The sequence below is a fragment of the Arthrobacter sp. TJ-58 genome (genome assembly GCF_058269295.1).
Genome location: NZ_JBZCNM010000001.1, coordinates 453,717 through 478,224 on the forward strand (window position 1 = coordinate 453,717; position 24,508 = coordinate 478,224).

Genomic DNA, 24,508 nt, shown 5'->3' on the forward strand with positions numbered 1-24,508 from the left:
CCGTGGTGTTTGCGGCTCATGCAGGGAGTCTGCGGACAGTCCGTGCGGGCTAGGCGAACCGTGCCCCGGCGGACATTACGAGGTTTCGGGCTCCGGTGAAATGCTCTGCCGTGGCGACGCGGTTCAGCAACCGTGCCGCTCGGACCATGAGGTTTCCCCGCCGACGCCGGCCGGCGTCGTAGCGCTGCAGGCCGGCGCTCACGTCGGGAGCTGACCTGAGTGCATCTATCAGGGCAACCGCGTCCAGAAGAGCCTCGCAGGCGCCGCGGCCAAGATTCGGTGCCATGCCGTGCGCGGCATCGCCCAGCAGTGCCAAGTTCCCGGAAGTGTAGGACGGGAGGGGCGGGACGTCGAACAGTTCCCGGTAATCGATCCGGCTTCCATCCAGTTTTCCAAGGACCCGGAAGACGTCCTGATGCCACCCGCGGTAGAGGCCGCGCAGCAGGTCTGCCCCCTGGGCCCCGATAGCTTCCGGGGAGCCCAGCGCGGGAAGGTCGGTGGAGCGGAGGCAGGCAAACCAGTTAGTGCTGCCGGCATCCAGGGGCGTAATGCCGAAGAGGCGGCCGGGCCCCCACGTCTCGCTGACTCCGCCGGCCGGGCCGGGGACAATGCCGCGAAAGGCCACTGTTCCAAGCGCCCGGGGCGATATTCCGTTGCAGGCGGTGCGCAGGCGGCTGAAGATTCCGTCGGCCGCGACGACAACATCGGCAGAGGGCAGGGTTGCGAGCCCGGCGACCGGTGAATCCCATTGGATAATCCCGGCCGGAAAGTCTTCGGCCAGCGCCTCGAGCAGGACGGTGCGTGGAACCAGGCGCGCGGTTCGGCTGCCGCCCATGGCTGCGATCTGGCTGCCGTCGGGTTTCAGTATCCGTGCGCCGTGCTCTTCCACCGAACCGCTGCGGACTGCGTCCCCGGCGCCCAACGCGTCGAGGGCTCGCATCGCCGCGGGCCACATGGCCAGTGCCGTTCCGCTTCCGGGGAGGTTTGTGCTGCGTTCGAGTACCTGGACCGACCATCCCGCGCGGAGCAGCCCCCGCGCAACCGCGGTTCCTGCGATACCCGCTCCGACAATCAATGCTGAACCGCGCATGGCGTCTCCTCTTCAATTGCCGGTGGAAGCCCACGACCGTCAGGTTAGCCCCCGGTGACGGTGACTAACTGTTCAGACACACCTAAGCCGGCGGTGTGGTCCGGTCGGAACCTCGACGCGGATCTCATCGTCGATGCCCACCAGCCCGCCGGTCAGCACGATGCCCATGACTCCCGTCTTGCGCACGACCTTTCCGTTGCTGTCGTGGGGCAGCACCGCTTTGAGCAGCCCGGTCTGGAAGCGGTCGATCTGCCTACAGGGACTCCGCAGGCCGGTTACCTGAACGACGGCGTCGGGCCCAATGTGCAGGAGCGTCCCCTCCGGCAGGTCCAAGAGCTCAATGCCGCGGGTGGTGATGTTTTCTCCGAGATCGCCGGGGTGCACCTCGAAGCCGTCCTGCGCCAGTTCGTCGAACAGTTCCGCATGGATCAGGTGCACCTGCCGCAGGTTGGGCTCTGTTGGATGGAACCGCTTCCTAAACACATGCTGCACGGTGGTGCCGGAATGCGCGTCTCCGTCGACACCGAGTCCTTCCACCAGCAGAACCGATTCCACCCGGTTCTTGCTGAAATGGTGCTTGCTGCTGCGGCTGACCGAGAGGACTTTGGATTCTGTTGTCGAAGCGGTGGCCTCGGACAGGATTCCCGCAGAGATTGGTGCCACGTTATTACCAGACCAAGGCGCGGTCTGCGGGCGCAACCGGCTTTTGGTCGGCGGTGGCTGTAATCAGCCGAACCCTGGGGTAGTAGGTACTTTCGCACACCTCTGCCTCCAACGATTCGAGGTCGAACGACTGCCGGTGGTGGTTATCCAGCACGCAGACATAGGCCAGCGGTGCTTCGGATTCGGGTGAAATGCTGCGGTCTTCGTCTAGCAGACGGCCCAGCTTCACCACGTCAGCAAGGATTGAGCGGCGCTGGAGGCCGCTTGCGGTGCTGGCTCCCACCTTGAGTTCGGAGATCACTGCGAGATGTTTGAGGATTCCTATCCCGGACTTATCCGAGGAACGGGCCTCACCGTTGGCGTAATGCGGGATCATGATTCCCGGATCAGATAATGCGCAAACCACGCCTGATAGCTCGCTTCGTTAGCCCAAAGGTGGCCGCAGGAGGCTGCGAATACCCTCCATGCAGCCTCGAACTTTTGCGCAACGGGTTCGGGCCCGGGATTCCATGCAGACGTCATCTGATGGATCATTCCATGTTTCGGACGGTGTCTCTGTATTCGCTCTCAAGGGTCGTCTCCTCGTGCTGGCCATGACGTGACTACGGCCGGGAGCCGCTGGGGTGTTAACTAACGGAGCGGAATCCCCAGCCAGATACAGATTCCGCTCCTCAATAAGGTTCTTTAGGTAGCGGGCCAGCACCAGTTTCTCGACCAGATGCCCGACGACGCCGAACGGCGCCTCGAACTCGATGCGGTCAACCATCGTGCTGCCCGCGGCATCCGAACTGAACTCGTGAACGTGCCGGAAGCACCGGAACGGGCCCTTGACCTGCTCGTCGATGAAATAGTTGGGCGGGTCCATCTCGGTGACTCGGCTCGTCATCCGCAGCGGAACCCCGAAGTGCCAGGCCCGCCAGGTGACTTCCTCACCTTTGCTGATGAGGCCGGACGTCACGCCGTCGACGGCCTCGTCCCGGGACCGCGCCATCGAATCCTTGTGCGCGTCAATGCTCCGTGCCCGGTCGAACAGCTCCGGCATTGGCAGGCTCGTCCGGGTGGTGCACTCGAAGTGAACGGTCATGGTCAGAGTATGGCAGGCCGTTCTGCAGCAGCCCGGCGCATTCAAACGCTCCTAGAACTGGATTCCCCGGGAGAGGGCACCGTCCGCCAGGACGTTCGCTCCGGTCATTCGGGAGGCGCGCGGACTGGAGACGAACAGAACGACGTCGGCCACCTCCTGCGCGCTGCCCATCCGGCCGGTGGGGTTCAGCGCCAGGGACGAGGCGAACATTTCCGGGCTGTTCTGTTCCATGCTCTGCCAGACGCCGCCGTCGTGATAGGTATTGCCCGGCGACACCGTGTTCGCGCGGATGCCGGTCCCGGCCAGCTGGAAGGCCAGCCCGGCCATATACGCGATCAGCGCGGACTTGACCGTGCCGTATGGACCGGAGGCGAAATCCACCTCCCGGCCGGAGACGCTGGAAATTGCCACCAGCGACGGCGACTCGCTGCGCCCAACATGCGGGATCGCCGTCTGCATCAGGCGCACGGTGCCCATCAGGTCCACCCGCAGGCAGGCCTCCCACGATTCGGCGCTGTCGTCGATGGCCAGGGCGCTGACGTTGCTGACCACCGCGTCCAGCCCGCCGAAGCGTCCGGCGACGGCATCCACCCAGGCAGCCACGGCGTCGCCGTCGCCCACATCCAGGACGGTGCCTTCCACCTTGATCCCGCTGCCGGCCAGCGCCGTTTCGGTGGCGGTGATTTCGGCCGCGTCCCGGGCGCAGAACGCAACGTTGGCCCCCTCCGCGGCGAACCCTTCCACGATGGCCCGCCCGATTCCGCGGGTTCCACCGGTGACCAGTGCCGTCTTGCCGTTCAACTGCAGATCCATGGTTCCTCCGGGACGGGTTGTCGGGGTTTAGAGGAGTTCTTCGCTGCGCCGGCGCAGGTCGGCGTGCAGCCCGCCGTAGGCTGCGGCCTGCGGGAACAGGGCTTTGCGTGCTTTGACCACCACGGAGTAATTGGCGTCCACGGCATTGGCGATCGGTGCCTGCGCTGTCTGGGTGAGCAGCTGGTAGGCATCCATCTGATGCAGGCCGAAAAGCTCACCGAACCAGCGGACCATCTCGAGCTGGCCGATGCGCCAGGAATCCTCCATAGGCCGGGAGGAGCCGACGGCCATCCATTCGGCATCGGTCTCAAGCCGAGGCCAGGCGGGGGCGCCGCCTTTGATCAGCTCCACCAGGATCGTGGAATGCATGGCCCCTTCGACGGCGGTGCCGCAGGCTTCGCCTTCGCCCTGGCGGTAGTGCCCGTCGCCGATGGAGAACAACGCACCCGGCTGGTTCACGCCGAGGTACACAGTGGTTCCGGCCTTCACCTCCGGGGCGTCCATGTTTCCGCCGAAGCGTTCGGGGACGAGAGAGGAGCGGACCTCCCCGCCGGGAGGGGCCACCCCGACCGTTCCCAGCATGGGTTCCAGCGGCAGGGCGACCTCAAAGTCCCCAAACCGGGCCTGGAACCCGACAGTCTGACGGAGCGAGTCCACGTGGTAGATCCAGGTGGTGTCGGGCAACGGATCCTGCAGGAAGGCGGTCCGGTCTGTGCTGGTGAGCCCACCAAAGAAGGGGATGGTGGCGGAGGCGCCGTAGTTTCGCGCCGGGGTCAGCTCCACGATGTGCAGGGCGAGTGTGTCGCCGGGTTCGGCGCCGTCGACGTAGAAGGGTCCGGTCTGCGGGTTTACGAAGTTGAGGTTGACCTTCTCGCTGGACAGGTCCTCGACCGTGGTCAGCGCGTTGTTGAACGCGTCCTCCGACCAGAGCTTCAACGCGGTTCCCGGCCGAACTGTCATTACAGGCTCGGCCCCGCCGAAGGTGTACACCAGCTGGTCCGGGCGCGGGCGGTACTCAAGGATTTCCATGGGTCCGGATGCTATCGGAGGTTTCCGGTTCTGGATATACGCGGCATGGCACCTGCACCTGGCTGGGGGCCAGACCGAAACGCTGCCGGAAGGCACGAGCGAAAGTACCGGGATCCAGAAACCCCGAAGCAAAGCAGGCGCTCTGCACCGCATGGCCCTGTTCCAGCAATGCCCGCGCATGATTCAGACGGACGCGGCGGATTTCGGCGGCCGGCGACATCCCTGCCTCCGCAAAGACTGCCTGCACCGATCGGACCGATAGATGCACCGATGCCGCAAGCTCCGCCGTCGTGAGTTCCGGATCCGGAAACCGGGATCCGATGGTGCGGTACATGGACTCGCGCAGTTCGGCGCGTGCCTGGACGGCCGGTAATCGGGGACCGGAACCGCGCCGGCGCAGCTCCCGCACGATCTGTGCTTCTTCCCGGGACTGCGCAGTGAAGCTGAGGAGTATGCCGTGGCCAGAGCCGATGCTGCGCGTTGACCAGCGCACCGGACGAGTGTCTCCCGCCCGGGTAACGAACCATTCCGAGGCGGTGTCCGCTCCGGGGGAGCGGACAATCGGGCACTCATGCTCCGGGTAGGGGGAGCCATCCGGGCGGAAGCTGTGCAGCAGGTCGTGGCTTGGGCCGCCCACCACCTCGTCCTCGCCCCGGTACCCCAGGAAACCCATAGCCGCCTTGTTGGCCAGTGCCACAAGACCCTGCTGATCGATGACCCAGAGCGGTAAGGGTGCTTCCCGAACAACTTGCGCCAGCAGATCCATATCGTGTTCTCTCCTGCGTCAGCCGCTCAGAACCTCTAATAACGCCACCGTAAGGATCCCGGGCGTGGAATTGATTTCCCTGTTGTTTCGCGGAGGTAAAAGAGTGAGGTGGTTGCGCACTTCGCATGATGGCCTGCGCATAAAGCCTGTGGGCGGCCTTTCAGGCGCACTTACTTTGGGGGAACGGCAAGTGCCTGCAGACCACTTACGAGGAGACACAAATGACGAATTGGAACACCAACCGCGAGCGGGCCACGCTCAAGGTGCGCACCGCCGTCGCCCGCTCGGATTCCTCCTGGGCGGGCGTGGCCGAGCAGCTTGACCGCCCGTTGCTGTGGACCATCGCGGCCCTCCTGGGCTCGCATCCCATGCCTGCAGAACTGGCTGAAAAGGCTGGAAGCCTCCTGGATCTGGATGAGGAAACCGTTCTTGCACTTCAGGAACAGCCGTACCGAACCATGGGGGAGGAGTTGAAGTCCGATCCCACGATTTACCGGTTCTACGAGCTGCTGGGTGTCTACGGGCCGGCGCTGAAGGAAGCCATTCATGAGGAATTCGGAGATGGAATCATGAGCGCGATCAACTGCAATGTGGAGCTGGACCGGCGCGAAGATCCCGAAGGTGACCGGGTGCGCGTGGTTATTGACGGCAAGTTCCTGAAGTACCAGTGGTAAGGGGCCGGCGATGAGTTATGTGATTCCCAAAGAGTTCGCGCTCCGCATGATCGACGCCGGCCATGCGAAAGTTGCCCTGTCCACGCGCGATACCCTGATCCGCAGCTTCATGGCGGGTGCCATTCTGGCGCTCGCAGCGGCGTTTGCTGTCACGATCAGCACCCAGACCGGCTCGCCGCTGCTCGGTGCGGTCCTGTTTCCCGTCGGCTTCTGCATGCTGTACCTGCTCGGCTTCGACCTGCTGACCGGGGTTTTCACGCTGGTCCCGCTCGCCTGGCTGGACCAGCACCCGGGCGTCACCGTGAAGTCGATGCTGCGGAACTGGGGTCTGGTGTTCCTCGGCAACTTCGCCGGTGCCCTGACCACCGCCGTGCTGATGGCGATCGTCTGGACCTACGGCTTCTCTTCCGAGGTGAGTGAGGTGGGGAAGGCGATCGGGCAGATCGGTGAAGGACGCACCGTGGGCTACGCGGAGCACGGTGCCGCCGGCATGCTCACGCTTTTTGTCCGCGGCGTGCTGTGCAACTGGATGGTGTCCACCGGTGTTGTCGGCGCAATGATGTCAGACGGCCTGGCCGGCAAGGTCATCGCCATGTGGATGCCGATCATGCTCTTCTTCTATATGGGCTTTGAGCACTCGGTGGTCAACATGTTCCTGTTTCCGATCGGCTTGATGCTCGGTGGGGAATTCACGCTGGTGGATTACCTGGTCTGGAACGAGATCCCCACGGTGGTGGGCAACCTGGTGGGCGGGCTGACATTCGTCGGCTTGATGATCTATGGCACCCACGCCCGGACTGCTCCGGCGCGGGAAATGGCGGTAAAGATCAAGGCTTAGGGGCTGTTCCCACCCGGATATTCGGCAGGCCTCCCGCATCATGCGGAAGGCCTGCCGTCGTCGTTCGTTCGAGCTAGGAAACCGGAGCCAGTTCCGGGTAGTCCGTGTAGCGAGGTCGAGCCGGAATAGATTGTTGCTAGGGCCCGATCGTCAGGGGCGGATGGCGCCGTCGGCGAGTTCAAACAGGGTGACCGCAGGCCTCCGTCCGACCACCTTAGGAGTGCTCGTTCGCAAGCTTCCCCAAGACGTGAGGTTGTTCGAGGGAGGCTCCGGTCGTTTCGGCATCGCGCGGCCGGCGGAAGCCGACGAGCGTCAGGTAGATCCCCAGCGAGGCCTCCCAGATGATCTCCGGCAGCGTGGCCAGGGCTGAGGGAACCGAGCTCTGTCCATAGGCCCCGAAGAGCACGGCAACGCCGGACAGTGACATCAGCGGACCGCCAATCAGGCCGAACAGTGCCATCGGCCGCGGCACCAGGTGTGAGCGGTACATCAGGAACCCGAGCAGCAGTCCGTTCCCGATGCCGACCACAAACCCCGGGCCCAGCAGGAACGTCCAGCCGTGCACCGCCACCAGGGCCCGGGCAACGGGCAGGTACTCTGCGGCGTCGTCGCCGGCGGTCTGCCGCAGCGTCACCACAGCGAGGATGCTCAGAATGCCGACGGCAATGAACGTGCACTCCACAATCCGGGCTGCGAAGTAGCCAACCGCCGCCGTCTCGCTGTGCCTGCGCAGCACGGGAAAGAGTACGACGGCGGTGCCGATGTTCGTGATGATCAGTACCAGTTCGCAGACCGCACCGAGAAGGATGCGGGTGTCCGCGCCGGGACCGGTGATGTAGTCCGGGTCCGTGAGCAGCGGTGCGTAGAGTGCGGCCCCGGTGATGGCCGAGACGAAGGTCAGAAGGAAAGGAACCCCGGCGGTCCGGGCGGTCCGGTTGGAGGGTTGCATGGTGTTCCCATCGCCAAAGGTGTACGAAGTACACCGTGTGCCATGAACGTAGGTGTATGACGTACACTCTGTCAAGCATCAACTCCCAGGAAGGCGGCATCGTTGGCACAGGTACCTCAGGATCGGCAGGAGGCATCCGCGTCCCGACCGCGCCTGAACCGGGAAACCGTGCTCCGCGCCGGCGTCGACCTGGCTGACCAGGTGGGGATCGAAGGTTTCACCATGCGCACCCTCTCCCAGGAGCTCGGAGTGGTGCCCATGGCGCTGTACAAGCACGTCGCCAATAAGCAGGAACTGCTTGAGGGCATGGTGGATCTCGTTTGGAACGAGGTCACCGAGCCGGACGCCCGGCACGGCTGGAAGCAGGGAATCCGTGATCGTTCTGTCTCCCTCCGGGACGCCCTCGCCCGGCACCGCTGGGCAGTGGGCCTCATGGAGGCAGCGGGCCGTCCGGGTCCCGAGAACCTGCGGCAGCACAACGCGATGCTGGGATGCCTGCGGCAGAGCGGGTTTTCGTTCCGCACCACCGTCCACGTCATGAGCATGCTCGATGCCTATGTGTACGGCTTCGCCCTGCAGCAGAAAACGCTCTCCTTCGAGACTCCGGAGGAATCGGCCGAGGCAGCCGCAGCAACACACGATGCCGAATCCGCGGAGACAGCGGCCCGTTATCCGTACTTGCTCGAAGTGGTGGCCGAGCTGGCAAAGGATGGCTATGACTACGACGCCGAATTCACCGTCGGGCTGGACGTCCTGCTGGACGGCGTTGAGGCTCTTCGGGGTTCTTGGCGTAGCGCTTAGGTTTGCCGGGACTTGTTTAGGAGAGAATGATCCAGCGGTTAGCGATTCAGTACTTTCTTTTCGACACAGGAGCAAAACGATGGATGACGAGATCCAGCTGATCAATGACGGCGATGGTCTTGCGGTCATCGGTGACCCAAACGCCGTCGAGCGTTTCCTGTTGTCTGAGAGGCTGAAATCGAAGGACCTTGGGTTGCACCGGCTCGGCTCCTCCCTCAATAAGGCCGCTGGCGCGGTCGAGGCAGGTTCCCAGCTAGCTGCCAATTCCGGGCGCTGGGTGCAGCTGACGGAGGAATCTGCACAGGCCATAAAGAAATACGGCCTGATGAAGAACTCTAAAACGGGATTCAGCATGGGGATCGTCCAGGCTAAGGGCCAGGGCGGCGGCATCAAAGCAATCGTCCAGTTCAGCAGCGGGAACGCATCCAAGCTAGCCAACCCCGCACTGTTGGCCGGAGCAGCGGGAATCATGGCACAGGTAGCAATGCAGCAGACCATGGATGAAATCACCGACTATCTCGCTGCGATCGACGAGAAGGTGGACGACATTCTCCGATCCCAAAAGGACGCAGTGCTTGCGGACATGCTGGGGGTGGACTTTGTCATCGAGGAGGCGCTGACCGTCCGTGGGGAAGTGGGCAAGGTATCCGAGGTGACATGGTCCAAGGTGCAGGCGACATCAGGCACGATTGGCCGGACGCAGGCGTACGCACTGCGCCAGCTTGAAGCTCTGGCGGAGAAGCTTGAGGGCAAAACAGCGGTCGGGGACCTCGCCAAGGCAACAAAGGAAGCCGAGGCGAAAGTGCGCGAGTGGCTCGCTGTCCTGGCCCGCTGCTTCCAGCTCCAGGATGCCCTCAACATTCTTGAACTGGACCGTGTTCTTGAGGCGGCGCCGGAGGACCTTGACCAGCACCGTCTCGGTCTAAAGACCGCTCGAAGGCACCGGACGGAACATATAGCGCGGACCACGGGACGGCTGATGGTCCGCCTGGATGCCGCTGCCGGTACGGCCAACTCGAAGGTCCTGTTGAACCCCGCCGCGTCTCGTTCCGTCGTGAAATCCAGCAACGAAGCAGCCGCCGGCATTGCTGATTTTCAGGAACTGCTTGGCATCGACACCGGACGGGAGGCGTTGGACGCCAGGCTTTGGGTTGAGGCGGCTGTAGACGTCAAAGATCGAGTTGTGGTGGCGGGGACCGACGGCGTGAACGCGGCCAAGCGGATCAGTGCGGAAGGTGCTGACGCTGCCAAACGTCTGCGGGCTGAGACCATGGGCAAGGCCAAAGCGGCATCGGGAAAGGTGGCATCCCGACTCGCTCAGCAATCTTCTCGCTGGCGGCGTGACGCCGACTAGCTCTCCCGGATCCGGACCCGGACCCGGCACCTGGTCGCTAGCCATGACCCACCCCGCCCATCCCGCATTACTTCGTGGGCCAGAGAATGAAATCGTCACAGACCGCCCGCACTGGCTCCGGACCTGCAGCGTCCAGGGCAGAGCGCACCATGAGGAGGTGTTCGACTGTCATTTCGAGAGGAGGCTCATCGGGTTGGTAGGTCGTGCGTATGGGGTAATCCACGCCGGGGGTGCTGGTCATCTCAATGTGACACCCAAGGACGTAGGTCACCGGGTGCGATCGGCAGAATTCGATGAGGAGATCAATGCTGTGCGAAAAGGCCTGCCAGTCACTGATATACAGTCGGCCCCGGTACACCGTGTCACCTGTGAAAAGGATCCCGGTCCACGGATCGTAGTACGTGACAGCGGCAGCGTCATGACCAGGCGTGGCAAGAATGTCCAGGGTCCGCCCACCAAGCTCCAGCTGTGTTTTGCCCGAGGTGTCGGATAACCCGTGAAAACGCCACGCTGACAACTTGTCCGCCGGCACAAGGGCCGTATGGGCGCGGTCGACGAACTGGGCATCACCGGCTGTGTGGTCGCCGTGTGAATGTGTATGCAGAATCAACAGTTCGTAGGAATTGTCGACGCCGGGATGGCGGCTCATCCACGAATCAATGAGGCCGTCGACAACTGTACGCAGCGGGAAATGCTGTTCAGACACGGTGGCGCCGGTATCGAGCAGCACCACACGCTCGCTACCGAAGAGGAGGAACAAAAAGGGTGCCTCGTAATTGATTGCCTTGTTCTGCCGAAGAACAACAGTGTCAGCGTCATACCAGTAGACCTGCACATCCGGGTCAACATTGTGTTTGGAGGATTCCGAACCATGGATCCACCGCGTAGGCAAAGGTCTTGCTACCGGCCCGGGGGCATGCAGGATTTCCATCGACATGCGCACTCCTCGTTATGGGACACAATGCGCCCCTAGAGTGTCCAGCCTAATTGCCTGACTCCATGACGATGGATCACGACGGCTCGAGCGGCAGGATATGGGAATTGCTCTTGATAATTTGTTCACAAGCCTCAGGGCTCTTCCTGGCTCAGAACCACGAGACGCGTACTTGCGGTTCCTAGACGCGGCCGGAGATGCTGCTCTCCACAGGAATGGTGGGCCGGAGCATGTCACGGGGTCCTGTTCCTCCTGCTTAGCCCCGCGTTCATGGACCTTGACCGGCACGATCTGCACGCGCGGCTTCCAAGTCACACGCAGCCTGCCCGGGGCTGGTCTGGGGGAGTCTTCCGAAGTCGGGAGAGCCGGCTCGGGCATTATGGAGCCATGACTACCAATCCCCGTGACCTGCACTGGCCCGTCACCACCGGGCGCCTTAGCATCCGTCCCGCCGTCGTCGACGATCTGCCGGATGTGTTTGCATACCGCCGGAAGGCCGAGGTCGCGCAGTGGCTGACAGCCCAGCCCGTGGACATGGATGCCTTCGTAGAGCGGCTCCGGCAGCCGGAACAGCTGGCCGCCATCTTTGTCGTGGAACAGGACGGAGCCCTGATCGGCGACCTCTACCTAGCCCTCCGGGACGCATGGGCGCAGAAGGAGATACAGGAACTGGCGCGGGGAACACAGGCCGAAATCGGCTATGTCATCGCACCCGAGTACGCCGGCCGCGGGTATGCGAGCGAAGCCGTGGCCGAACTGGTGCGCATCTGTTTCGAGGAACTGGGCCTGCGCCGAGTCGTGGCGGAGTGTTTTGCGGACAACACCGCATCCTGGCGGGTCATGGAAAAAGCGGGTATGCGGTGCGAAGGTCGGTCCCGCCAGGCATCCCTGCACCGCTCGGGCCGCTGGCTCGACGACCTGCGCTACGCGGTCCTCGCCGACGAATGGCGCGCCGCGCGGGCCGGTGGAAGCGTCCCGGAGCCCCGGGAGATTCAGCGCAGTTCGTAGGCGCGGACGAACGCGTGCACGCCGTTTATCGTGGTCCGACACACACGGGCCGAATCAACGGTGAGCGGATTGGGTTGCTCGTTGGAAGCCAACAGGATGGTGAGGGCGAAGAAGTGGTCGGCTGCGAGCCGGGGATCGTCGACCTCCGGCAGACCCAACTCGGAGACGTTTGCGATCCGTTCCGCGAAAGCAAGCTCCACTGCGGCGGTCTCGACGTCGTCCTCCGGCGCCGGGTCCTGCCAGCGGCGCTGCGCGGACAGGGCGAGGGCGGCGGCGTATTCCGTGGAGTCGACGACCGCATTGCCGAGGTCGACCGCAATGGAACTGAGTGCCGCCTCTAGTTCGGCAATGCCGGTGATGGCGGTCTGCCCGTCCAGATACTTAGCCCCGGATGGTCGAAGCCAGGTTCCGGGCGGCGCCGCCGCCCCCGGCGGTTGGCACCCCGGTCATGAGGTGCTGGTCCGGGCCACTCCCACGGAGGGCGGCACGGCGGGCCCGTTCACCGTCCGGCTCCCGCTCCGGGGCAATGTGGAACCAAAGGCACCATATGAGGCACTGGGGCAGCCTCCTTCGTCCTCACGCCCCGACCGCACTTCAGGCTCTTCAAACAACCGTCATATCCCGCTCCTTTATTCTGTGTTGGACCCCTGGCAGGACCCACTAATGCGGCGCGGTGCTGGTAATCAGAGGTAACTGCCGGCATGAGCCTCCTGTGCCTACATGCACAGCATTCGGTCTATCGTAACTGCCCTGTCACCGCCTCCTGGACGCAACTTCCCATGCATTAACTGCAGACTGCAGCCATCTGCAAACCCGCCCAGCCGGTTCAGATTCCCCTGGTTTCCGCCCGGGGGCTCCAACCAGGAAACGGGCGTCCGCTACGCGGCCGGCTTTTTGGTACGGAGCGCGCCGTCGCAGAGTTCCGGACCCCCCGGACCTGATGTCTACGACGTTTTTTTGCCGTCGCCTCCCCACCGAAGCCACCCCGGCGGACGTTCCACAAATCTGGCACTGCTCGCTGGTAGCTCCGGCGCCATGGTATTCCCCCCATTGATTACGTGCTGTGTCCCGGACGTCTATCCGCAGAATACCTAGTTTCAGGTCCCGCCGGCTACGTGGTTTTTCTGGACGACGAACCGGGCCACCTTCGGGAACTATGTGTCCGCGAAACGGCGCCACCCCTAGGCTTTCACTGCCTCGGCGGGGGCGTGGAGGGGAAACCACTGGAGGCCCGAGGCAAGTCTCGTATTGCACATCCCAATGCTGAGGAGAACACCGTGAAGAAATCATCACCTGCACTCGTCGCCCTCGCCGCCGCCGCAGTTATGGGGCTCGCGGCCTCACCTGCGTCGGCCGGAGGCCGGCAACACCCACCGGCACCGCCGCCCGCTCCCGTTGCCGGAGAAATAAGCACCGTCGCCAGCGGGCTGGCCGGCCCCCTGAGCTTCGCCGTTGGCCGGGGTGGCGCCATCGACATAGCTCAATCGTTCGTCGGGATCGTGAGCCGTGTCAGCAACGGCGGCGCAACAACTGAGCTCCTTGCTGCGGCACCACAGGAAACGCCGGGTCAGTATGGCACCTCCTCCATCTCCCGCGCACGCGGCACCACCTACTTCGCGGTGAGTACCGGGCAGGGCTCGCGGGATCCGGCAACAAACATCGGGCTGCTGCAGTCGGTTGACCGCAACGGCAACGTGCGGACCGTCGCCGATATTGCCGGCTATGAATATGCTGCAAACCCGGACGGCATCAATACCTATGGGTTCGAAGAAGCACTGCCCGCCGACTGTGCCGCCCAGCTGCCGCCAGGCGTTGCACCAGCGCCTTACACCGGCCTGAAGGACTCCAGCCCGGTTGCCTCCCTGCCCGGCCGGAACGGAATAGTCGTGGCTGACGCCGGGATGAATGCCCTGGTGCTGGCCGGTTACGACGGCAGTGTCTCCACGGTTGCCGTGCTGCCGCCGATCACGTTCACCCTCCCTGCCACCTTCCCTCCCGGCTTCGGGTACCCCGAGTGCATAGCGGGCCTCACCTACCGAGCGGAACCCGTCCCGACCGACGTCGAACGCGGCCCCGACGGTGCCCTGTACGTGACCTCGCTGCCGGCGTTTTTTGACGCCGGAGCTCCCGGATCGGTCTTCCGAATCAATCCGGTTACGGGCGTGGCGGAGCTGGTGGCCTTAGGTTCCATTCGGGCAACCGAACTGGCGGTGAACGACAACGGGGACATCTTCGTGGCAGAACTGGACGAAAACCGGATTTCCGTGGTGCCCGCCGGATCTGACACCCCCGAACTGTTCCTGGAAGTCAACCAGCCGTATGCCCTGGAACTGCGCGGGGACGGCCTGTACGCGTCCGTGGATGTACTGGTCGAAGGCCCTCCGCAGGAGCAGGCCAGCGGCAGAATCATCCGGGTTGAACTGGATGACACCTGCCGCGGCCAACACCATCACCACGGCGGCGGACATCACGGGCACGCTGACAGCGGTGTCTTCAGCGACGGGTCGGAGGACTAGCTATGCCGGTAGAGGAAAGTTCTTTCCTCTACCGGCCCACCCGTGTCGATGCGCAACACTTTGTTGTCGCGAATCCACACCACGTCCAGAGGGATGAGGACGTTGCTCATCCATACCTCTGTTTGTTTGGGTTCCCCCAGATCAAAACCCATTCCTTGTCCGCCGAGCAGATCAACCCGGCCGCTGAGGACCTTCTGCTGTTTTTCTGCGCTGTGGCTGGCCCACGCTGCACCGTTGCGGCTCTATTGCTCCTGTTTTCCGCTGGCGCTCCAGCCAGGAAACGGGCGTCCGCTGCGCGGCCGGCTCTTTGGTCCGGGGCCCGCCGTCGCAGAGCTCCGGACTACGAAAGGGCTCATCTGATAACGATCTTAAGGCAACGACCGATTTGAACCTGACAGATCGGCTGTGCTACTTGTCGACAGCGCTACTCCTGTTAGGCGAATTAACTCGTCTTGGAGGTTAGTAAGTTTGTCGCCTGTCGCCCTGCAGGCCTTTTCCGCGTTTTCCCAGTTCTTTCTCGCAGCTTCTGCGTTGTCTCTCAGGTATGGGGTATAACCCCTGTGTTTCTTTTCCTCTGCATCCAGCCAGAGTTGGTTCAGGTTGGCAGCCTCTAGTTTTTTGCTGGCATACGAGTCCCTCATAGCATGGAATTGTTGTTTCCAGGTACCAATTTTCCGCAGAGTATCTTCAGCGTTTGCCCGAGCAGTCTGAGTCTCTGCCAGCTCCTTCCTGACATTGGCAGTCCCTCGGTCACGAAAACAGCTGAGAAAAAACATCAGTACGACAATGACGCAGGCCACGAAACGAGCAGTCTTATCTTCACTAATAGTGAAGAAAGTTATTACAAGGCTGGCGAACGTTGCCGCCCACGCCGTGAAAAACCCGACGGTACTCTGTAGCGCGTTGTTGAATTTCTCTCTCATACTCATAATCCCTAATATAGGGGCCGCGTGAGCGCATGCGATCCGCATCTGGGGGACCCTTCGGGTCACGAATCCTCATAGCGCTCGGTGACGAGCATTTGGGAAGCGGCCCTGCGCTGCGTGCCGGACTGTAGCCGGGATGTTCCTTCGTCACATCCCGGATCTGTCTACGACGTTTTTTGCTGCTGTCCTTCGGATCATACGTACCCGCTCCAGCCCCTCTAGCTGTACCCGGCCAGGACATTGGTAGCGGCGTGGCTGGTTGAACGAAAGAGAACCTCCGGGTGGGATGTGGCTTGTCAAAGACCCACACCAACCCGGAGGTTCTCGTGTCCCACAGTACTGCCCGTTTAACCGTTTACGGTCGTCTGCTGATCGTCCAACGCCACCAGGCCGGCTGGAAACAGGCCCACATAGCTGCGGCCATGGGTGTCTCACGCAAGTGCGTCAAGACCTGGATCGACCGCTACTCCGCGGAGGGCGAAGCAGGGCTGGCCTCCCGGTCCTCCCGGCCGCATACGATGCCAACGCGCACCGGCGCCCACACTGAGCAGAAGGTCATCGCGGCACGCGCCGAGCATCGCGCCGGGCCCGATGTGCTCGGACCGAAGCTGGGCGTGCCCGCCCGCACGGTCTCACGGATCCTGCGCCGCCACGGGGTTGCTTACCTGCGCGATTGCGACCCGATCACCGGAGACGTGATCCGCTCCTCGAAGGCCACCGCCGTGCGCTACGAACGTGAACGGCCCGGCGAACTGGTGCACATGGACGTGAAATAGCTCGGAAAGATCCCCGACGGCGGCGGTTGGAAAGCTCACAGGCGGCAGATGGGCTCCACTAATGCTCGCAAGTAAACCAAGGTTGGCTACGACTACGTCCACTCCCTCATCGACGACCACTCCCGGCTGGCCTACAGCGAGATCCTGCAGGATGAGAAAGGAACCACCTGCGAGGCGTTCCTGGAACGGGCCATCGCCTATTTCGCAGCGCATGGCATCCCACGGATCGAGCGGCTAATGACCGACAACGCGTGGGCCTACCGCTACTCGCTGCGCGATCTGTGCGCCTTGCACGGCATCACGCAAAAGTTCATCAAGCCCCACTGCCCCTGGCAGAACGGCAAAGTGGAGCGCCTGAACCGCACTCTGGCAAGCGAGTGGGCCTACCGGCGGATATTCACCAGCAACCAGGAACGCACAGCAGCACTTGCACCATGGCTCGAGCACTACAACAATGAACGACGCCACAGGGCACTCGGAGGCAAACCACCCATCAGCCGACTGCTACCAACCTGACGGCCGGGTACAGCTAGTTCCGGGTAGTCCGTGTGGTTTGCGGCACCGTTGGTGTAGAAGGTGGAGTAATCGAGTTCTTTCAGCGGCAGGTCCTCCTGTCAGCGGTGGGCTAGATCAGGATTGGCAAGGGCGGGGTGTCCGACGACGACGGCGTCAGTCAGGTCCTCTTAGACCAGCATGATGGCGTCCTTCTCGGCCTAGGAGAGAGCGTTCCGAATACGCCGCTCAGGAATGATGGCTGGCCAAAGACAAAGGTGAACTCCTCGCCACTCTGTGAAGGATCCGTGAATGTCCTCAGTCACGCCTTTAGTCTCGTCGTTCCGTTCCTGAGTAAATCGAGAGCTTTTCGATGAATCTCGAGTGCGTCCCACCAGTTGTCGGTCTTTCGCCATCCTCGGCAATAAGCATCACCGGCCTACAGCTAAGATCAGTCGGTACTGGTACCGCTTTGCAAAACTTCACATGTTAGATAGGGGTCGAATGAAAATTCGCTCGCTCGAGCTCGCCAACTTCAAGGCGGTCAAGCGCACCACTCTGGAACTGCACCCAACGTTCAACGTTTTGGTGGGGTCCAATGGCTCGGGAAAAAGTAGCGTCTTGCAAGCTCTTCATTGGATGCTGCAATCAGGTAGAAACAAGGTGGTGAAGCCAGGGGCGACGGGAAGAGCTTCTACTCTGTCCGAACGAGACGCCATATTTATGCCATCGCCGGAGTATCTAAGCGCCGGACACGGGGCAGATTACGGCAATTTTAGTAGCAACCCTCAGCTTGACCTTCGAATCGTTGCAGTCGATGATGACGCCAACGAAGTTGAGGCAAAGATGTGGCTCAAGGCCGCCCGAAATGAGGGTATTTCCGTCCATGTGCCTGCAAATAATGAATTCGTCGCATTAGTGCGGGATCGCAGGCGCGAGATCAGCGCCTATATCCCAGGGCTGGCTGGTATCCCGCTAGTGGAAGAGAAGCGGTCGCGACTTATCGTTCATAGGTCGGCTGCAGCGGGTGACTCCAACATGGTATTGCGCAACATGCTCGATCTCTTGCGTAGCCAGACGATCAAAGGAAGGAACGGCCTCGATCTGGTTTCTGAGCTCGTTGCCCGGGTGATGGGTGACTTTGCGTTGAAGGTAGAGTTCGATGACGCCAGCCATACCCGAGTGGTCGCGAATTTTCGCGTCGGCGAAATGGGATCTTTGGGCGATAAATCTTTCCGTCCCCTAGAACTCGCTGGAATTGGCTACCTACAGGTCCTGCAGATCTTCTGTTACTTGATCTACTTCAGGCCTGTTCTGTTGCTCGTTGATGAACCGGACGCGCATCTGTATCCAATCGCGCAAGAACGACTCGTAGAGGTGCTATACGAAATGGCGGCGGAACTAGGCTCTCAGGTTATCCTCACTACCCACAGCCCCTCGATTGTTCGCGCCTTACCTCAAGACTCTCGGGTGATTTGGATGAAGGACGGAAAGGTCGAACAGGGCGGAGACGCTACCGCTCGGCAGTTAATGGGCTGGGGCCTGCTTGACCGGAAAATCATCCTTTTAACGGAGGATACCCGGACGGAAATGCTGCGATCATTGCTTGGTCAGTGGCCAGATCTAGAGCGAGTGACTGCAGTCTGGCCCTTTCACGGCACCGGAAAATTGCCAGCACCGGAGACGCTCGAAGGATTCAAGGGTCTTGTTGGCTCGAATGTAAAGCTCGTTGTTCACCGCGATCGAGACTTCTTGATGCCGCAGGAGACGTCCTCGTTCGCAGAGCCCTATCAGAATGGCGGCCATGCAGTTTGGTTCACGAAATACTCGGATATTGAGTCGTACTGGGCGTCCCCCGATGTAGTCGCTAATCATTTCGACTTGTCCGCGGACGATGCGGAGCAGTTGGTAGAGGAAGCGTACAAGCGTGCAAGCGCCGGCGACGAGGCCCTGCATAAGGTGCGCAAAAAGCGGAACGAAGCGCTGCAAAAGCTAAACAAGGATGGAGCTCTTCCGCACTTCGGCGACGAAGAGGTGCTGAGAGAGGCTACCCGTGATGGCAAACAGTTTGCGGTGCTGGGGAAAAAGCTCATTTCTGAACTCCGCAACGTCGCCGCGGAGCAGGGGCACGCCCACGCAAACACCTTTGGAAAATCGGTTCCTCCACAGTCACAGCCCTACCTGGGTGACGACCTGAGAGCAATTCTTAAATCCTGCCTATAGTGAGGTGGCCACCCAAAGTATCAGGCGGAATTTCTTGAAGCCGGACAGCCCTTGGCAGAACGACAAGGTGAAGCCGTAAGTCCGCATACCGAACGGAGAGTCTGGCTGCCGCCAGATATGTGCGTCCAACACTGAACGCCAAACTGCCGGTGGGCGGGACGCCTCATGAAAAAACTGCCTGTTGAGGAGAGGGCTCTCGCAGGCAGCGTGGGGGATGACGGTTCTTGGATGTGGGCCGACCGTGTCTTGAGCAATATGTCTCATCTGCGGGAGTCTCTGAAACACGAAAATCAACCTCAGATGTTACGAGGCAGTGTGGCGAGCCTTGGACGTGGCAAAGCTGTGACTGTCAATCGAGAGTGGGCGACTGTCACAGCTCAACTGGGGGGCTCTATGTCTTACAAGCCATGGGTTGTGAGACGCAGTGAACGAGACAACTGCAATAGCGCAGCCTTTAAGGCATTGAGTGTCCTGCAATTGTGTATCAGAACCTAGTAACGAGGTTTCGGCGCGATCCTGGGATTTAAGACAATTCTGGTTCAGTCGCACGGTAACGGAGGATTTGTATCGTCCGCCGTTGGATGAGACTCGGATGTTCTGAGTAGCGGCTAAACATCACTTGACGTGACCGGCACCACAAGGCACTATGGATAATATACGATTTCGTACTTCATTCAGGAGAGACATGGGCAACGACGCCACCACGGACACGCTGAAGCAGGCCGGCAAGGTCATCGCCGTCCACATCAACTACCCCTCACGGGCAGCCGAACGCGGACGCACCCCGGAACAGCCCTCATACTTCCTGAAGCCCGGATCCTCACTCGCCCTCACCGGAGGCGCCGTGGAGCGTCCGGCCAGCTGCGAACTGCTCGGCTTCGAAGGTGAAATCGCCCTGATCATCGGCAAGACCGCACGCCGCCTGAGCATCGACGAGGCCTGGAGCTACGTCGGGGGAGTGACTGCCAGCAACGACCTGGGCGTGTACGACCTGCGCTGGGCAGACAAAGGCTCCAACCTCCGCTCCAAGGGCGGCGACGGCTTCACCCCGGTTGGCCCGGCCATCCTGGACGCAGCCGACGTCGACCCCGCAGCACTGCGCGTCCGCACCTGGGTCAACGGCACTCTCGCCCAGGACGACACCACTGAAGATCTCCTCTTCCCCTTCGCGCAGCTGGTGGCGGACCTCTCCCAGCTGCTCACGCTGGAACCGGGCGACATGATCCTCACCGGCACTCCCGCCGGCGCCTCCGTAGCTGTCCCCGGCGACGTCCTGGAAATCGAAGTGGACGTCCCCGCCACCGGAGCAACCACCGGCCGCCTCACCACCACCGTCACCGAGGGCACGACGGCGCTGGCCGCCTTCGGCGCGCAGCCCAAGATTGACGACAAGCAGCGTGAAGAAGCCTGGGGCTCCGCCGAAAAGGCCGGGCTGGCCCCCAAGGAGGAACCGGCGTCGGCCCTTACCCCCGAGCTCAAGGCGAAGCTCGAATCCGTCGCCACCGCCACCCTGTCCTCGCAGATGCGCGCCCGCGGCCTGAACAACGTCTCCATCGACGGACTCAGCGGCACCAAGACCGGCCGCAAGGTGGTCGGCACCGCCCGCACCCTGCGCTTTGTCCCCAACCGCGAGGACCTCTTCAAGACCCACGGCGGCGGCTACAACGCCCAGAAGCGCGCCATCGACTCCGTCGGTGAGGGCGAAATCCTGGTCATGGAAGCCCGCGGCGAAAAGGGCACCGGCACCCTGGGTGACATCCTCGCCCTGCGCGCCAAGCACAACGGCGCCGCAGCCATCATCACCGACGGCGGTGTGCGCGACTACTCCACCGTGGCCGGCATCGACCTGCCCGTCTACTGCGCCAACCCGCACCCCGCAGTCCTCGGCCGCAAGCACGTCCCCTGGGACACGGACCTGACCATCGCCTGCGGCGGCGCCACCGTGCAGCCCGGCGACATCATCGTGGCCGACGACGACGGCATCCTGGTCATCCCGCCGGCCATCGCCGAGGAACTGGTGGAGGCCTGCATCAAACAGGAACACCAGGAGGAGTTCATTGCCGAAATGGTCAAGGCCGGCCATGGCGTGGACGGGCTCTACCCGATGAACTCGGCGTGGAAGGAAAAGTACGAGGCCTGGGCGGCGGAACAGGCATGAGCACCGCCGACAGCAGCACCGCCGCCGGCTCCAAGTCGGAGCAGGCCTATGCCCAGCTGAAGGACCGGATCCTGTCCGGAGAAATGACCCCGGGCTACCGGCTGGTCCTCAGCAGCATCGCCAATGACATGGGCTTCAGCGTGGTCCCGGTGCGCGAGGCCATCCGCCGCCTCGAAGCCGAAGGACTCGTCCACTTTGAGCGCAACGTCGGCGCCACCGTGGCCGGCATCGATCCCGACCTGTACCTGCACACCATGCAGACCCTCAGCATCATCGAGGGTGCCGCCACCGCGCTGGCCGCCCCGAGCATCAGCACCGACGACCTGGCGAAGGCCCGGGACCTGAACCGGCAGATGCGCGCCGTCCTCGACGCCTTCGATCCGGTCCGCTTCACCCAGCTGAACACCGAGTTCCACGCCCTGCTGTACGGTCCCTGCCCCAACCCGCACATCCTGGACCTGGTCCACCGCGGCTGGAACCGGCTGAACCGGATGCGCACCTCCACGTTCCGGTACGTGCCGGACCGGTCGCACGCCTCGGTGGAAGAACACGATCACCTCCTGAACCTGATCGAGGCCGGCGCCCCGGCGTCCGACGTCGAGCACGCCGCCCGCGCGCACCGCACCAACACGCTCAACGCCTTCCTGGCGCAGGCCCACCAGCCGCCGTCGCCCATCTGACGGACCGTCTGACAGAACCAACTGACTTGTAACGACTGAGAACACAGAACGCAGAAAGAGGACCACCCCATGGCCGAACACTTTGTTCCCGAGAACCTTCCCACCCACATCCAGCACTTCATCAACGGTAAGTTCGTCGACTCCGCCAACGGCGCCACCTTCGACGTGCTGGATCCGGTCACCAACAAGACGTACGCCACCGCCGCCGCAGGCCAGAAGGAAGACATCGACGCCGCTGTCGCTGCCGCCCGCGACGCCTTCGTGAACGGCCCGTGGCCTAAGATGAAGCCGCGCGAACGCGCCCGCATCCTGAACAAGATCGCCGACGCCGTGGAAGCCCAGGAAGGCCGCCTGGCCGAGATGGAAACCTTCGACACCGGCCTGCCCATCACCCAGGCCAAGGGCCAGGCCCTGCGCGCCTCGGAGAACTTCCGCTTTTTCGCGGACCTCATCGTCGCCCAGTTCGACGACGCCATGAAGGTTCCCGGCGCCCAGATCAACTACGTGAACCGCAAGCCGATCGGCGTGGCCGGTCTCATCACCCCGTGGAACACCCCGTTCATGCTCGAGTCCTGGAAGCTCGCCCCGGCCCTGGCCACCGGCAACACCGTGGTGCTCAAGCCGGCCGAATTCACCCCGCTCTCCGCCTCTCTCTGGGCGGACATCTTCACTGAAGCCGGCGTTCCGGCGGGTGTATTCAACCTGGTCAACGGCCTGGGCGAGGAAGCCGGCGACGCATTGGTCAAGCATCCGGACGTGCCGCTGATCTCCTTCACCGGTGAGACCACCACCGGCAAGACGATCTTCCGCAACGCCGCGGAGAACCTCAAGGGGATGTCCATGGAGCTCGGCGGCAAGAGCCCCTGCGTCATCTTCGCCGACGCGGACCTGGACTCCGCCATCGACTCGGCCCTGTTCGGTGTCTTCTCGCTCAACGGTGAACGCTGCACCGCCGGCTCCCGCATTCTGGTGGAACGCCCGGTCTACGATGAGTTCTGCGAGCGGTTCGCGGCCCGCGCCAAGACCATCGTCGTCGGCGACCCGCACGACCCCAAGACCCAGGTGGGCGCCCTGGTGCACCCGGAGCACTTCAAGAAGGTCGCCTCCTACGTGGAGATCGGCAAGACCGAAGGCCGCCTGCTCGCCGGCGGCGGACGCCCCGAAGGCCTGGAGGAGGGCAACTACATCGCCCCCACCGTCTTCGCCGACGTTGCTCCCGACGCACGGATCTTCCAGGAGGAGATCTTCGGCCCCGTCGTCGCCATCACCCCCTTCGACACCGAAGCCGAAGCCCTGGAACTGGCCAACAACACCAAGTACGGCCTGGCCGCCTACATCTGGACGTCAGACCTCACCCGCGCGCACAACTTCGCGCAGAACACCGAAGCCGGCATGGTCTGGCTGAACAGCCATAACGTCCGCGACCTGCGCACCCCGTTCGGCGGCGTGAAGTCCTCCGGCCTGGGCCACGAGGGCGGCTACCGTTCCATCGACTTCTACACCGACCAGCAGGCCGTGCACATCACCCTGGGCAAGGTCCACACCCCCAAGTTCGGGACCGACGACGCCGCCGCGGTTGCCGGCTAAACAGGGTTGCCGGCTAAGCGCCCCGGACACTTCCACTTCGTTTGCAAAGGAGCAACACCATGAGCATTTCCATCCACAATCCGAATCCCATTCCGACGCCGAGCATCCAGCCGCCGGACATCATCCGCTGCGCCTACATGGAGCTGATCGTCACCGACCTGGCGAAGTCCCGCCAGTTCTACGTGGACGTCCTTGGCCTGCATGTCACCGAAGAAGATGACGAGGCCATCTACCTGCGCTCCCTGGAGGAGTTCATCCACCACAACCTGGTGCTGCGCAAGGGACCGGTCGCCGCCGTCGCGTCCTTCGCCTACCGCGTGCGCACTCCCGAAGACGTGGACGTGGCCGAGGCCTACTACAAGGAAATGGGCTGCCGCACCGAACGCCGGGCCGAGGGCTTCACCAAGGGCGTGGGCGACTCGGTCCGCGTGGAGGATCCGCTGGGTTTCCCGTACGAGTTCTTCTACACCGTGGACCATGTGGAGCGCCTCACTCAGCGCTACGACCTCTACTCCGCCGGCGAGCTGGTGCGCCTGGACCACTTCAACCAGGTCACCCCCGACGTCCCCCGCGGCCGCGCCTACCTGGAGGACCTGGGCTTCCGCGTCTCCGAGGACATCAAGGATTCCGACGGCGTCACCTACGCCGCCTGGATGCACCGCAAGGACACCGTCCATGACACGGCGCTGACCGGCGGCGACGGCCCGCGCATGCACCACGTTGCCTTCGCCACGCACGAGAAGCACAACATCATCCAGATCTGCGACAAGATGGGCGCCCTGCGCATCTCCGACCGGATCGAGCGCGGCCCCGGCCGGCACGGCGTCTCCAACGCCTTCTACCTCTACATCCTGGATCCGGACGACCACCGCATCGAGATCTACACGCAGGACTACTACACCGGAGACCCGGACAACCCCACCATCACCTGGGACGTCCACGACAACCAGCGCCGCGACTGGTGGGGCAACCCCGTGGTCCCGTCCTGGTACACCGAGGCCTCCCTGGTCCTGGACCTGGACGGCAACCCGCAGCCGCTGGTGGCCCGCACGGATTCCTCCGAAATGGAGGTGACCGTCGGTGCGGACGGCTTCTCCTACACCCGCGGCGACGAGACCGATTACAAGGTCGGCTCCCAGCTCTAAGC

General features: G+C 62.9%; 22 protein-coding genes and 2 pseudogenes. 12 read left to right on the plus strand and 12 right to left on the minus strand.

Annotation, left to right across the window (positions count from 1 at the left end; genetic code table 11):
• Window positions 1-49: 49 nt before the first annotated feature.
• From AC4D2W_RS02155 to AC4D2W_RS02185, 7 genes are all read right to left on the minus strand, one after another.
• Window positions 50-1,090 carry an FAD-dependent monooxygenase gene (locus AC4D2W_RS02155; protein ID WP_490925267.1) on the minus strand — a complete coding sequence of 347 codons (1,041 nt, stop codon included), beginning with the start codon at window positions 1,088-1,090 and terminating at the stop codon, window positions 50-52.
• A gap of 72 nt (window positions 1,091-1,162) precedes the next feature.
• A complete protein-coding gene (locus AC4D2W_RS02160; RefSeq protein ID WP_490925268.1) occupies window positions 1,163-1,753 on the minus strand; it encodes an MOSC domain-containing protein in 591 nt (196 codons plus the stop codon).
• Between the two features lie 4 nt (window positions 1,754-1,757).
• On the minus strand, window positions 1,758-2,129 hold the full coding sequence (locus tag AC4D2W_RS02165) for a hypothetical protein (protein WP_490925269.1): 372 nt from the start codon (window positions 2,127-2,129) through the stop codon (window positions 1,758-1,760).
• A 48-nt stretch (window positions 2,130-2,177) separates the two neighbouring features.
• On the minus strand, window positions 2,178-2,837 hold the full coding sequence (locus tag AC4D2W_RS02170; protein ID WP_490925270.1) for an SRPBCC family protein: 660 nt from the start codon (window positions 2,835-2,837) through the stop codon (window positions 2,178-2,180).
• Window positions 2,838-2,888: 51 nt separating this feature from the next.
• A complete protein-coding gene (locus AC4D2W_RS02175; RefSeq protein WP_490925271.1) occupies window positions 2,889-3,650 on the minus strand; it encodes an SDR family NAD(P)-dependent oxidoreductase in 762 nt (253 codons plus the stop codon).
• Between the two features lie 27 nt (window positions 3,651-3,677).
• Entirely contained in the window at window positions 3,678-4,679 is a 1,002-nt protein-coding gene (locus AC4D2W_RS02180) for an acetamidase/formamidase family protein (RefSeq protein ID WP_490925272.1), read from the minus strand.
• Complete coding sequence (locus AC4D2W_RS02185) at window positions 4,666-5,445, minus strand: helix-turn-helix transcriptional regulator (RefSeq protein WP_490925273.1); 780 nt, start codon at window positions 5,443-5,445, stop codon at window positions 4,666-4,668. The genes AC4D2W_RS02180 and AC4D2W_RS02185 overlap by 14 nt, the downstream gene beginning before the upstream one ends.
• A 221-nt stretch (window positions 5,446-5,666) precedes the next feature.
• Here AC4D2W_RS02185 and cynS point away from each other — a divergent pair, with 221 nt between their 5' ends.
• Both cynS and AC4D2W_RS02195 read left to right on the plus strand, forming a co-directional pair.
• Window positions 5,667-6,119 (plus strand): cyanase, encoded by a 453-nt coding sequence (gene cynS, locus AC4D2W_RS02190; protein ID WP_490925274.1) that lies wholly within the window; start codon window positions 5,667-5,669, stop codon window positions 6,117-6,119.
• A gap of 10 nt (window positions 6,120-6,129) precedes the next feature.
• The gene (locus tag AC4D2W_RS02195; RefSeq protein WP_490925275.1) at window positions 6,130-6,957 is read left to right on the plus strand and encodes a formate/nitrite transporter family protein; all 828 of its coding nucleotides are present in this window, start codon (window positions 6,130-6,132) and stop codon (window positions 6,955-6,957) included.
• 214 nt (window positions 6,958-7,171) lie between these two features.
• Here AC4D2W_RS02195 and AC4D2W_RS02200 read toward each other — a convergent pair whose 3' ends face one another.
• Window positions 7,172-7,906, minus strand: a complete 735-nt coding sequence (locus AC4D2W_RS02200; protein ID WP_490925276.1) for a DUF4386 domain-containing protein — start codon at window positions 7,904-7,906, stop codon at window positions 7,172-7,174.
• 102 nt (window positions 7,907-8,008) lie between these two features.
• Here AC4D2W_RS02200 and AC4D2W_RS02205 point away from each other — a divergent pair, with 102 nt between their 5' ends.
• Complete coding sequence (locus tag AC4D2W_RS02205) at window positions 8,009-8,707, plus strand: TetR/AcrR family transcriptional regulator C-terminal domain-containing protein (protein ID WP_490925277.1); 699 nt, start codon at window positions 8,009-8,011, stop codon at window positions 8,705-8,707.
• Between the two features lie 79 nt (window positions 8,708-8,786).
• Window positions 8,787-10,061: a hypothetical protein gene (locus tag AC4D2W_RS02210; RefSeq protein ID WP_490925278.1), complete on the plus strand. Its 1,275-nt coding sequence runs from the start codon at window positions 8,787-8,789 to the stop codon at window positions 10,059-10,061.
• Window positions 10,062-10,128: 67 nt separating this feature from the next.
• On the opposite strand, the gene AC4D2W_RS02215 is transcribed toward AC4D2W_RS02210, so the two are convergent.
• Complete coding sequence (locus tag AC4D2W_RS02215) at window positions 10,129-10,998, minus strand: MBL fold metallo-hydrolase (RefSeq protein WP_490925279.1); 870 nt, start codon at window positions 10,996-10,998, stop codon at window positions 10,129-10,131.
• Between the two features lie 384 nt (window positions 10,999-11,382).
• Between AC4D2W_RS02215 and AC4D2W_RS02220 the strand changes: the two genes are divergently transcribed.
• Entirely contained in the window at window positions 11,383-12,003 is a 621-nt protein-coding gene (locus AC4D2W_RS02220; protein ID WP_490925280.1) for a GNAT family N-acetyltransferase, read from the plus strand.
• Here AC4D2W_RS02220 and AC4D2W_RS02225 read toward each other — a convergent pair.
• Entirely contained in the window at window positions 11,988-12,203 is a 216-nt protein-coding gene (locus AC4D2W_RS02225) for a hypothetical protein (protein ID WP_490925281.1), read from the minus strand. The two genes, AC4D2W_RS02220 and AC4D2W_RS02225, sit on opposite strands and share 16 nt — an antisense overlap.
• A gap of 1,077 nt (window positions 12,204-13,280) precedes the next feature.
• Between AC4D2W_RS02225 and AC4D2W_RS02230 the strand changes: the two genes are divergently transcribed.
• Complete coding sequence (locus tag AC4D2W_RS02230; protein ID WP_490925282.1) at window positions 13,281-14,519, plus strand: ScyD/ScyE family protein; 1,239 nt, start codon at window positions 13,281-13,283, stop codon at window positions 14,517-14,519.
• On the opposite strand, the pseudogene AC4D2W_RS02235 reads toward AC4D2W_RS02230, so the two are convergent.
• A pseudogene (locus tag AC4D2W_RS02235) lies at window positions 14,516-14,722 on the minus strand (DUF192 domain-containing protein); the annotation flags it as partial. The gene AC4D2W_RS02230 and the pseudogene AC4D2W_RS02235 sit on opposite strands and share 4 nt — an antisense overlap.
• A gap of 165 nt (window positions 14,723-14,887) precedes the next feature.
• Entirely contained in the window at window positions 14,888-15,448 is a 561-nt protein-coding gene (locus AC4D2W_RS02240; protein ID WP_490925283.1) for a hypothetical protein, read from the minus strand.
• Window positions 15,449-15,771: 323 nt separating this feature from the next.
• Between AC4D2W_RS02240 and AC4D2W_RS02245 the strand changes: the two are divergent.
• The 6 genes and pseudogenes from AC4D2W_RS02245 to hpaD all read left to right on the plus strand — a co-directional run bounded on the left by AC4D2W_RS02245 (window position 15,772) and on the right by hpaD (window position 24,506).
• A pseudogene (locus tag AC4D2W_RS02245) lies at window positions 15,772-16,737 on the plus strand (IS481 family transposase).
• Window positions 16,738-17,217: 480 nt separating this feature from the next.
• Window positions 17,218-18,936 carry an ATP-dependent nuclease gene (locus tag AC4D2W_RS02250; protein WP_490925284.1) on the plus strand — a complete coding sequence of 573 codons (1,719 nt, stop codon included), beginning with the start codon at window positions 17,218-17,220 and terminating at the stop codon, window positions 18,934-18,936.
• A gap of 685 nt (window positions 18,937-19,621) precedes the next feature.
• Complete coding sequence (locus AC4D2W_RS02255; protein WP_490925285.1) at window positions 19,622-21,094, plus strand: fumarylacetoacetate hydrolase family protein; 1,473 nt, start codon at window positions 19,622-19,624, stop codon at window positions 21,092-21,094.
• A complete protein-coding gene (locus AC4D2W_RS02260) occupies window positions 21,091-21,774 on the plus strand; it encodes a GntR family transcriptional regulator (protein WP_490925286.1) in 684 nt (227 codons plus the stop codon). Before AC4D2W_RS02255 ends, AC4D2W_RS02260 begins: the two co-directional genes overlap by 4 nt.
• A 69-nt stretch (window positions 21,775-21,843) precedes the next feature.
• Window positions 21,844-23,361 carry a 5-carboxymethyl-2-hydroxymuconate semialdehyde dehydrogenase gene (gene hpaE / locus AC4D2W_RS02265; RefSeq protein ID WP_490925287.1) on the plus strand — a complete coding sequence of 506 codons (1,518 nt, stop codon included), beginning with the start codon at window positions 21,844-21,846 and terminating at the stop codon, window positions 23,359-23,361.
• Window positions 23,362-23,420: 59 nt separating this feature from the next.
• Complete coding sequence (gene hpaD, locus AC4D2W_RS02270; protein ID WP_490925288.1) at window positions 23,421-24,506, plus strand: 3,4-dihydroxyphenylacetate 2,3-dioxygenase; 1,086 nt, start codon at window positions 23,421-23,423, stop codon at window positions 24,504-24,506.
• Window positions 24,507-24,508 lie beyond the last annotated feature (2 nt).